The following is a 9,148-nucleotide window of genomic DNA, read 5'->3' as shown; positions in this document are numbered from 1 at the left end:
CTTACTCTTCTCTATACGTTCTTCTGCTTCTCTTACTAAAAATGACATTTTGCCTCCTCTTTCGTATGTACTTATCTTTTCATTCTATCATATATGTTTCTTTCTGCCTATTATGCAATGGTCTTTCTATAATCGATCAGAGCCGGTAGTACGCCTAAGGTTAGAGTATTTTACATTTTTTATATAAAAATACTTGAACAACTATAAGTAGACTTATATACTTAATAATATAGTGTGTGAATGATAAAATTTTAAACACATTGAAATTTTAACAATTTATGGAGAAACATATGAGTAATAATAAAGAGAATGCGTCTATTAATGATACAGAAAATGTATCTAGTAGTGATAAAGAAAATTCGTCCAATAATGGAGTTTTTGAATTTTTTAAAAAGGTTATTTTAAGTGAATATACATGGTTATCAGGTGCCTTTACGCTAGGAATGCTTACAATGAAACTTATTTCTTGTATTTGTGCTAAGTGTAAAAAACCTTCGGAAACAGGAGGTATAAATATACCAGATTCAAGCCGAACCATTACATCGCTTGATGATGTGCCTACTGGAATTAGCTTTAAGATTGAGGCGTATGTGCCTATTGGGATTACCTTTGAGGAGGGAAAAGAGATAGAACTAATAAGTTTGAAAGGTTCAAATACTTATTTTGAATACAATGGAGTAATTTCAAAGACTTCATGGGTAAGCAAAAACGATGGTATATTATTTTATAATTATAACGACAACATAAAGTATGCTGATCATAAAAACATAGTTATGACAGAGTGGAGTAAAGATGCAAAGACAGATTTTGACGCAGTGCTTGAAGTATTTGATACCAACAAAGATAAAATTTTTGATGATAAGGATGATAAATTTAAAGATTTTTATATATGGCAAGATAAAAATAGTAATGGTAGCGTGGAAGATGGAGAATTAAGATCATTAAAAGACCTTGGAATTAAAGCATTTAATTTTAATGACTCTAAAATTGCTAGCAATGAGCAACAAGAGCAAGGGATATTAAATGTTGCTACAACTGAATGGGATGACGGTAAGGTCACCGGTATTTATGATTTGGTATTTACTACTGAAGAAGTAGTATAGTTTCATTACCTATCTAATTGGTGTTAGTTTAAACAATCTTTAAGCTAACATCAAATTCACCTTGTGTTTATTTTTACGCGCTATAATCTAGCTTTGATTTTAGTATTTTACGATTGATGAGAGAATATATCATGCTCTAGCCAACCCAATAAATCAAGTTTTGTTTTTGTTGGCAGAAATTTAAAACATGCTTTCGCAATCTCCATTTTATTTTCCCTTAATAATAGAAGACACATTTTATCATATAATTGATGTAAATATTTTACATCTTGAGCTGCATAGTTCAATTGCTTCTTGTTAAGTGATAGAGCTCCCCAATCTGATGATTGTTGTTGCTTGGAAATTTTCACGTCAAGCAACTCACTACAAAGCTCTAACAAACTATGATGACAAGTATATGTTCTGCATAGCTTTGATGCAATTTTTGTACAAAAAATATTGTCTATATCAATCTCCAGGTATTTTTGAATAATTGCGACATCAAATCTGGCAAAATGAAAAATTTTGACTCTTGAAGTATCAATAAGAAGCTTCTTCAAATTTGGGGCACTGTAATTTCTGTTCTTAAAGTGCACTAAATGAATATCGTTTAATTCGTCAGCTATTTGTAATAAACACAATCTATCTCTATGGTTGCTTAAGCCCATAGCCTCAGTATCAATTGCTAAATCACCTTTTAGGTTTAAATTACCTGGAATATCATCAATATGATATTTGTAATCATATTGCATTGTTAGCCTTGCTTAGCTTTAAATTTAGGATTTTTCTTATTGATGACATACAGTTTACCTTTTCTTTTTATTAGTTTGCAATTTAAATCTCTTTTCTTAGCAGACTTTAATGATGACAATACTTTCATTTTATTTGTTGGTTCTTCAATTGAAGATACATAAATAGTATTTTTTCAGAAAAATTACAAGCTTTTTATAGACAAAAATAGTTTATAAATATAGAAAATGAGTTTAAATTATAATTTAAACATTTTTTAACCATTTTATATAATGAGAGCAATAGTTTTTCACAAAAAAACTGGCCCTTTTTTATTAAAGGATTTGATAAGCGATATAGAGGGCATTCAAGAAGTAATAGGTAATAGTGAGATATTAATTTCCAATACTTCAACGCTTGATAATGCTTCTAAACAAGATATTACATTTTTTCACAATCCAAAATACACAGAAAGTCTGAAAAATACTAAAGCTGGGGCTTGCATTTTAAAACAAGAAGATAAAAATTATGCTCCAAATGGAACTACATTGATTATAACAAAAAATCCGCAATTTGTTTTTGCAAAACTAATTGATAAATTTTACCCTAAAAATATAAGATCTCATACCATTTCAAAATCAGCTTTCATTGAGCCCTCTGCAAAAATTGGCAAGAATTGCTGCATTAGTGAGGGAGCGATAATTGGCAAAAACGCTGAGATTGGTGAAAATTCATATATTGGCTACAACACTGTAATAGGTGATAATGTTGTTATTGGAGAAAATACTAGTATTGAATCTAATGTAACAATAATTTTTGCAATGATTGGGAAGAATTGTTCTATATATAGCGGGGTTAGAATTGGGCAGGATGGATTTGGCTTTATTCCTGGTGGTCCAAAAATAAGACAAGTTGGTATAGTTGAAATAGGTGATAACGTCGAAATAGGAGCAAATAGTTGCATAGACAGAGGAGCCTTAGAAAATACTGTAATTAAAAATAATTGCAAAATTGATAATCTTGTTCAGATTGGTCATAATGTTGTTATTGGTGAGGGTACTATAATTGCAGCTCAAACTGGGATATCAGGTAGTACTAAAATTGGTAAAAATGTTTTGATTGGAGGGCAGGTGGGTGTTGTTGGTCACTTAAATATAGCTGATAAGGTTATGATTGCAGGCAAGTCTGGAGTAGTAAACAATATTCAAGAAGGGGAGGTGATAGGAGGTTATCCGGCAATTAAAATAAATAACTGGCATAGGCAAAATATCTTTTTAAAAAAACAAATAATGAAATAAGAATATGAAAAGCGTATTGGACATTTCTGAAATAAAAAAAATACTACCACATAGATATCCATTCTTGCTATTAGATAAAGTGTTAGAATTGAATCTAAATAAAAACATTATTGCGTTAAAGAATGTGACTATTAACGAAGATTTTTTTAATGGACATTTTCCTCAAAAACCTGTTATGCCTGGAGTATTAATTATTGAAGCTATGGCACAGGCAGCGGCAGTTTTTGCATCAAAAAGTGTGAACGATAAAGATTTTAAGACTGAAAATCAAATAATATATTTTATGTCTATAGAAAAGGCTCACTTTAGAAAACCGGTGGTACCTGGTGATAGCTTGTATATTTGTGTTGAGCAAGTTCAAGCACGAAGAAATGTTTGGAAAATGAGTGGTGAGGCTAAAGTTGATAATGTTAAGGTGGCAGATGCTATTTTTTCTGCGATGTTGGTAAAAGAGTAAAATAGATAGATATGATTCATAAAACTGCAATTATTCAAAAAGGCGCTCAAATTCACTCAGAAGCAATTATAGGCCCGTATTGCACGATTGGAAAAAATGTTGAATTAGCTAAGGGCGTAAGGTTACATTCTCATGTTTGTATTGATGGATTTTCCTATATTGGGGAAAACACTGAGATATTTCCATTTGCTTCCATTGGCTACCCTCCACAAGATTTAAAATATAGTGGTGAGGAATCAAAAGTAATAGTAGGAAAAAATAATATTATTAGAGAATATTGTACTATAAATACAGGTACAAAACATGGAAATATGGAAACAGTTATAGGTGATAACTGTTTATTAATGATTAGCTCTCATATTGCGCATGATTGTGTTGTGGGAAACAATGTTATTCTTGCTAATAATGCAACTCTTGGAGGGCATGTGGTTTTGGGTAACAACGTTATAATTGGTGGACTTGCAGCAGTTCATCAATTTGTTAGAATTGGAAAATTTGCAATTGTTGGTGGGGTAAGTGCTGTTGTTGAAAATGTTGCACCATTTGCAAGTGTTGCAGGTGATAGAGCTAAAATTGTCGGAATAAACATAGTTGGAATGAAAAGACATAACTATTCTAAGGATACCATAAATAGTATTAAGAACATTTTTAAGGTAATTTTTGGTAAAGATATAAATAAAGGATTTGACGAAAGAATTAAAATAATTAAAAACAATTACGACAACAACGAATCTAGAGAGATAATTAACTTTTTAGAAGAAGATGGTAAAAGAGGATTTTGTATGCCAAGCCATAAATGGGAATTAAATGATTAATAAAGATTTTGATGGCGTTGGTATAATTGCAGGCCAAGGATTGTTGCCTAAAATGGTATATGATGAATGCTTTAAAAAAGGTATCAGGTCAAAATTAATTGGATTAAAGGGTGAGATAAATCAAAAAATTTTTCAGGATACTGTATATGATTCATTTAGACCATACGATATAAGCCGAATTTTTGATTATCTAAATAAAAATAACTTAACCAAAATTGTTATTGCAGGTAGAGTTGATAGAGCTAATTTATCAAAGTTAATTTTCGATAAGATTGGGATGAGAATATTCGCGAAAATAATTAAAACTGGATTCAATGATAATAACATTTATTCAACGATAATAAAATTTATAGAGGAAAATGGATTTGAAATTATTTCTCCGAGTGAAATAATTGAAGATATTTTAACGCAAAAAGGAAATATGACGAATGTTCCAATTGATGAGCAAATGGATATTGATATAAAGAGGGGAATAGATATCCTAAAAGGAATTATACGTTATGATGTGGGTCAGGCCCTTATTATTGACCAAAGTTTAGTGCTTGGAGTGGAAGCGGTGGAAGGAACTAATGAATTAATCAGCAGGTGTGCTAAATATAGAAATAGAAATAGCGGTGGGATACTAATCAAAATGTGCAAACCTCATCAAGATAAAAGAGTGGATTTACCTTGTATTGGGCCAGATACAATAAAAAATATTGCAAAATATGCTTATAAAGGTATAGTCGTTGAGGCAAAAAAATCAATTATTCTTGCAAGTAAAGATACTATAGAGTTAGCCAATGAAAATAAAATTTTTATATACGGAGTTTAAAAATGTTCGATCCAATTAAAGATATAATTGAAGAAGCTAAATTAGGCAGACCTTTTATTATTACTGATGATGAAGATAGAGAAAATGAAGGAGATATAATTGTTCCTGCTCAACACATCACAATTGAGATTATCAATTTAATGATTATGTTTGCAAGAGGGCTAATATGCGTCGCTATTGATCGAGATATTGCTAATAAATTTGATTTAAAACTACATCCAAGAAGAAATATAGATGAATTTGAAACAGCATTTACTTATTCTATAGATTCTAGGCAGGGAGTGTCTACTGGAATGTCCGCTATAGACAAAGTTCATACTATTCAAAAATTGGTTGATGAAAATTCAACAATAGCAGATTTTAAAGTTCCTGGGCATATTTTCCCTGTAGTTGCCAGGGAAAATGGTGTTCTTGAAAGGAGGGGACATACCGAAGCTGCAGTCGACATAGCAAAACTTGCAAAATTAAAGCCAGCAATGGTTATTTGCGAAATCATAAATGATGATGGTACCATGGCAAGAAGAAATGATTTGATTAAGTTTTCTAAGAAGCACGGTATGAAGATTTCTAGTGTCGAAAAACTAGTTCAGTATATTAATAACGCAAAATGAACGATACTTCTAATACTGTTGTAATTGCATTTGACGGTACTGCTGCATCCGGAAAAGGTGCCGTTGCAAAATTATTGGCTGAAAAACTTGGGTATGACTACTTAGATACAGGTTTAATGTTTAGAAAAGTGGCATATTACTGCGATATGCAAAATTCAGCACTAGATGACGATCATGTTTTAACAGAATTAATAAAAAAAATTGATTTTGATAAACAAATAGATTTAAAAGAACTTTATTCTGATAATATAAGTGATGTTGCATCTAAAATCGCTACTTTGAAAAATGTAAGAAATGCACTGCTTGACATTCAAAGAAAATTTGCAAAAAATAAGCGAGGTGTCGTAATAGATGGGCGAGATATAGGCACAGTTGTTTTTCCAAATGCAAATTATAAATTTTTTTTTGATGCATCGATTGAGGAAAGAGCAAATAGAAGGTATAAACAGTTGCAAAAAAACGGAAAAAGTTTTAAACTGTCATCAGTGCTTGAGTATCTTAAAATCAGAGACGAAAGGGACGCAAGTCGTGATATCGCACCTTTAGTTAGAGCTAAGGGTTCTTTTTTGATTGATACGAGTAAGATCAGTATTGATGAAGTGCTAAAAGTAGTATTAAAAAAGATTAAAAATAATTAATTATTAACGAAAAAAAAGGACATGAATATAGAAAACGTACCAAATTTCTCACAAGAAAAATTTTCTCAATTATTGGAGGAAAGTTTAAAAAATCAACCGAAAGAGGGTTCTATCGTCACAGGCGAAGTAGTAAATATTTCAGGTGATACAATTTTCATTGATGTGGGTCTAAAAAGTGAGGGAAGGGTATCAATTAATGAATTTTCAAATAAAGAAGAACTTAAAGTAGGTGATAAGGTTGAAGTATATATTGATAGATTAGAAGGAAGAAATGGGTGCACTCAGTTAAGTAGAGATAAAGTAGCAAAAGAGATGGCTTGGAATAAATTTGAGGAGTTGAGTGAAAATGATGGTAGTATTAGTGGAAAAATAATAGGTAAGGTCAATAAAGGCGGTTTTGCTGTGGATATTGAGGGTATATTAGCCTTTTTACCAGGTAGTCAATTAGATATTAGGCCTATAAAGGACCCATCAATATTAATGAATATTGAGCAACCGTTTAAAATTTTAAAAATAGATAGAGAACAAGGCAACGTTGTTGTATCTAGGAGAGCGATACTTGAAGATTCAAGAAAGGAAGCTAAAAATGAACTTTTAGCTGGTATTAAAGAAGGTATGATTTTTGATGGAGTAGTAAAAAATATTACTAACTATGGTGCATTTATAGATTTGGGTGATATTGATGGATTATTGCATATTACAGACATTTCATGGGATAAAGTGTCACACCCTTCAGAAAAAATTACCTTAGGACAAGAAATTAAAGTTATTGTTACGAAATATAATCCTGAAGTTCAAAGAGTTTCTTTAGGACTTAAACAACTTAGTGACAATCCATGGAAGGGTTTAGAGAAGAAGTATACTGTTGGTACAAAGCATAAGGGCAAGGTTATAAGCATCTCCGATTATGGTGTGTTTGTTGAACTTGAAAAATCGATAGAAGGGTTGGTTTATCTAAATGAAATTGATTGGAATACTAAGAATACTCACCCAACTAAACTTGTTAATATTGGAGATGAAGTAGAAACTGTGGTATTAGATTTAGACATTGACAAGCATAGAATAAGCTTGAGTATCAAACAATGTACAGAGAACCCATGGAAAAAATTTGTTGACAAATATCCAGTTGGAACAAAAGTTAAGGCAAAAATCAAGAAAGTAGTTGATTTTGGATTATTTGTTAACGTCATGGAAGATGGTAAGGAAAATGATTTAGACTTATTAGTTCCGGCAGTTGAGATTAATTGGGATGATAATCCGAAAAATGCTTTGAAAAATTATAAAATTGGAGATGACATTGAAGGGGTGGTTTTGAGTTCTGATTTAGAGAGAGAGAGAGTTACTATAAGTATAAAACAACTTGAAGAAAACAATTATAAGGAAATTACTGATAAACTAGTTAAGGCTGAAGTAGTAACATGTAAAGTTTTAGAAGTAACTAAAGATGGTTTATACGTCGAGGCTCCAGAAGGCGTAAAAGGCTTTGTAAAAAAATATGATTTATCTAAACATAAAGATCAACAAAAGCCTGAAAGGTTTACTGTTGGTGATAGAATAGATGCGAAAATTATCTCATACGATAAAAGTAAAAGAATGTTGAATTTCTCAGTTAAAATTTTAGAAATTGCAGAAGAAAAGAAAGCAATTGCTGAATATGGATCTGTTGATAGTGGTGCTAGCCTTGGAGATATATTAGGTGCGGCAATTGAAAAACAGGAGAGAGAGAATAAATAGTAAGATATTTAGCTTTGTTATTAATAATGGGCTTAAATGTTTAAGTTTTTGTTTTTGACTCTGTGGAATGTTTTTGTTTCAGCAGTAGTATGTTTAGTTATAATAAAACTTTTATTACACTCTGCTGTGCAAAAGGAATTTGATAATTTTAAGAAAAATTTAGAAGCAAAAACTGAAAAAAAATACGAAGAAATTAAGAAAAAACATTTATCAAAAGATAGCATCAAAAAATTAAGGAAAAAGCTTTTTGATTAGTACGATGCTATTTTAAAGCTTATTTCACTACGATTCAAAACTTTGTACTCAAAGGTGTTATTAAAAAATAATAACTAGTTTTTTCAATTGGTTGATATCAAATAATATCAACTATTTTAAAATTTCTATGAAATTTTGCTACTTCTACAGTGTTAAGTTCATAAGTTAATCTTTTATGACCAAATTTTTCAACTGTTTCCACACGTATAAAATTAAATTTTTCTAAAATATTTATAGAAGCTGGATTATCATCTCTTGTGGTAGCCCTAATTAAAGATATATCCTGATAAGTTAAAGGAAAAAGGCAAAATAACAAGCAATATAGAGCCTCTTTTACATAATTATTTCCCCAATATTCTGTATTTATTAGATATCCTAGTAACATTTCACCTGAATTTTGATTTCTACCAGTTAAAATTATTGTTCCTATAAAATCTGAAGAACCCTTTTTAAATATGCTAAAGTAACTTGGTTCTTTTCGTTTTAGATAATATTCCATTAATTTATCTACTTGCGCTTTATCTCTAGGTGTACCTTCGCAATATTTTTCCATAACTGCAGGGTCTGAATATAATTTATAATATTCTCAAGGCCGTTGCATAAATGCAAAGCAAGGAAGATATGCAATAAATGGATTTAAAAAATTAGATTCATATAAAGAAGAACGATAAGTTTGGTATAAAAGCTGATAGAATAATAGGAATTCAAGAAAGTT

The 9,148-nt window shown here is 30.6% G+C and carries 12 protein-coding genes and 1 pseudogene; 10 read left to right on the top strand and 3 right to left on the bottom strand.

Annotated features, from left to right (window positions below; translation table 11 throughout):
- Together L8D11_RS01735 and L8D11_RS01730 are read left to right on the top strand one after the other, a co-directional pair.
- Positions 1-187 (top strand): hypothetical protein (locus L8D11_RS01735; protein WP_236869956.1); only part of this gene is annotated, 187 nt, incomplete at its 5' end.
- Between the two features lie 103 nt (positions 188-290).
- Positions 291-1,103 carry a hypothetical protein gene (locus L8D11_RS01730; protein WP_236869955.1) on the top strand — a complete coding sequence of 271 codons (813 nt, stop codon included), beginning with the start codon at positions 291-293 and terminating at the stop codon, positions 1,101-1,103.
- Between the two features lie 107 nt (positions 1,104-1,210).
- On the opposite strand, the gene L8D11_RS01725 is transcribed toward L8D11_RS01730, so the two are convergent.
- Together L8D11_RS01725 and ykgO are read right to left on the bottom strand one after the other, a co-directional pair.
- A complete protein-coding gene (locus L8D11_RS01725) occupies positions 1,211-1,834 on the bottom strand; it encodes a ribonuclease D (RefSeq protein WP_236869954.1) in 624 nt (207 codons plus the stop codon).
- 2 nt (positions 1,835-1,836) lie between these two features.
- Complete coding sequence (ykgO, locus tag L8D11_RS01720) at positions 1,837-1,962, bottom strand: type B 50S ribosomal protein L36 (RefSeq protein WP_126044791.1); 126 nt, start codon at positions 1,960-1,962, stop codon at positions 1,837-1,839.
- A gap of 142 nt (positions 1,963-2,104) precedes the next feature.
- Here ykgO and lpxD point away from each other — a divergent pair, with 142 nt between their 5' ends.
- From lpxD to L8D11_RS01680, 8 genes are read left to right on the top strand one after another with little or no spacing between them, the layout of a single operon-like run.
- Entirely contained in the window at positions 2,105-3,109 is a 1,005-nt protein-coding gene (lpxD, locus tag L8D11_RS01715) for a UDP-3-O-(3-hydroxymyristoyl)glucosamine N-acyltransferase (protein ID WP_236869953.1), read from the top strand.
- Between the two features lie 4 nt (positions 3,110-3,113).
- Positions 3,114-3,566 carry a 3-hydroxyacyl-ACP dehydratase FabZ gene (gene fabZ / locus L8D11_RS01710; RefSeq protein ID WP_236869952.1) on the top strand — a complete coding sequence of 151 codons (453 nt, stop codon included), beginning with the start codon at positions 3,114-3,116 and terminating at the stop codon, positions 3,564-3,566.
- 11 nt (positions 3,567-3,577) lie between these two features.
- Positions 3,578-4,381, top strand: coding sequence for an acyl-ACP--UDP-N-acetylglucosamine O-acyltransferase (gene lpxA, locus L8D11_RS01705; protein WP_236869951.1), 804 nt, complete (start codon positions 3,578-3,580; stop codon positions 4,379-4,381).
- Entirely contained in the window at positions 4,374-5,195 is an 822-nt protein-coding gene (locus tag L8D11_RS01700) for an LpxI family protein (RefSeq protein ID WP_236869950.1), read from the top strand. The genes lpxA and L8D11_RS01700 overlap by 8 nt, the downstream gene beginning before the upstream one ends.
- Positions 5,196-5,197: 2 nt before the next feature.
- Positions 5,198-5,806: a 3,4-dihydroxy-2-butanone-4-phosphate synthase gene (ribB, locus tag L8D11_RS01695; RefSeq protein WP_236869949.1), complete on the top strand. Its 609-nt coding sequence runs from the start codon at positions 5,198-5,200 to the stop codon at positions 5,804-5,806.
- Positions 5,803-6,444: a (d)CMP kinase gene (cmk, locus tag L8D11_RS01690; protein ID WP_236869948.1), complete on the top strand. Its 642-nt coding sequence runs from the start codon at positions 5,803-5,805 to the stop codon at positions 6,442-6,444. Before ribB ends, cmk begins: the two co-directional genes overlap by 4 nt.
- Before the next feature lie 21 nt (positions 6,445-6,465).
- Positions 6,466-8,178 carry a 30S ribosomal protein S1 gene (locus tag L8D11_RS01685; RefSeq protein WP_236869947.1) on the top strand — a complete coding sequence of 571 codons (1,713 nt, stop codon included), beginning with the start codon at positions 6,466-6,468 and terminating at the stop codon, positions 8,176-8,178.
- Positions 8,179-8,214: 36 nt separating this feature from the next.
- A complete protein-coding gene (locus L8D11_RS01680; RefSeq protein ID WP_236869946.1) occupies positions 8,215-8,433 on the top strand; it encodes a hypothetical protein in 219 nt (72 codons plus the stop codon).
- Between the two features lie 97 nt (positions 8,434-8,530).
- Here the strand turns inward: L8D11_RS01680 and L8D11_RS01675 are convergent.
- Positions 8,531-9,004 (bottom strand): annotated as a pseudogene (locus L8D11_RS01675) (GNAT family N-acetyltransferase); the annotation flags it as partial.
- Between the last annotated feature and the right edge of the window lie 144 nt (positions 9,005-9,148).

The sequence above is a fragment of the Candidatus Bandiella numerosa genome (genome assembly GCF_021811875.1).
In the GTDB taxonomy this organism is placed as follows: Bacteria; Pseudomonadota; Alphaproteobacteria; order Rickettsiales; family Midichloriaceae; genus Aquirickettsia; species Aquirickettsia numerosa_A.
This window is presented reverse-complemented; position numbering and strand designations above follow the sequence as displayed.

Bases quoted from the DNA above. Each gene is read 5' to 3' on its own strand.
- L8D11_RS01730 (WP_236869955.1), top strand. From the start codon at position 291: ATGAGTAATAATAAAGAGAATGCGTCTATTAATGATACAGAAAATGTA.
- L8D11_RS01725 (WP_236869954.1), bottom strand. From the start codon at position 1,834: ATGCAATATGATTACAAATATCATATTGATGATATTCCAGGTAATTTA.
- ykgO (WP_126044791.1), bottom strand. From the start codon at position 1,962: ATGAAAGTATTGTCATCATTAAAGTCTGCTAAGAAAAGAGATTTAAAT.
- lpxD (WP_236869953.1), top strand. From the start codon at position 2,105: ATGAGAGCAATAGTTTTTCACAAAAAAACTGGCCCTTTTTTATTAAAG.
- fabZ (WP_236869952.1), top strand. From the start codon at position 3,114: ATGAAAAGCGTATTGGACATTTCTGAAATAAAAAAAATACTACCACAT.
- lpxA (WP_236869951.1), top strand. From the start codon at position 3,578: ATGATTCATAAAACTGCAATTATTCAAAAAGGCGCTCAAATTCACTCA.
- L8D11_RS01700 (WP_236869950.1), top strand. From the start codon at position 4,374: ATGATTAATAAAGATTTTGATGGCGTTGGTATAATTGCAGGCCAAGGA.
- ribB (WP_236869949.1), top strand. From the start codon at position 5,198: ATGTTCGATCCAATTAAAGATATAATTGAAGAAGCTAAATTAGGCAGA.
- cmk (WP_236869948.1), top strand. From the start codon at position 5,803: ATGAACGATACTTCTAATACTGTTGTAATTGCATTTGACGGTACTGCT.
- L8D11_RS01685 (WP_236869947.1), top strand. From the start codon at position 6,466: ATGAATATAGAAAACGTACCAAATTTCTCACAAGAAAAATTTTCTCAA.
- L8D11_RS01680 (WP_236869946.1), top strand. From the start codon at position 8,215: ATGTTTAAGTTTTTGTTTTTGACTCTGTGGAATGTTTTTGTTTCAGCA.